The sequence below is a fragment of the Pseudomonas sp. AC463 genome (assembly GCF_979253585.1).
This window is the reverse complement of sequence record NZ_CEEDDZ010001099.1, coordinates 1-240: the sequence shown is the minus strand read 5'-3', so window position 1 is coordinate 240 and position 240 is coordinate 1. Positions and strand designations below refer to the sequence as shown.

The 240-nt window shown below is 64.6% G+C and carries 1 pseudogene; it reads left to right on the top strand.

Annotation, left to right across the window (positions count from 1 at the left end):
* A pseudogene (locus tag AC0IYH_RS33685) lies at window positions 1-240 on the top strand (cytochrome c oxidase accessory protein CcoG); the annotation flags it as partial.

The following is a 240-nucleotide window of genomic DNA, read 5'->3' as shown; positions in this document are numbered from 1 at the left end:
CGGCGCCACGTTCTGGCCGCAGGCTTTCATCTTGCTGTCAGCCCTGCTGATCCTCTGCGCCTTCGGCCTGTTAGCGATCACCGTGTTTGCCGGACGGGTGTGGGGCGGCTACACCTGCCCGCAAAGCTCGTTCACCTGGCTGTTCATGTGGTGCGAAATGGTCACCGACGGCGAACGCAACCAACGCATCAAGCTGCAAGCGGCGCCCTGGAGCCTGAACACTCTGGCCCGGCGCTCGGC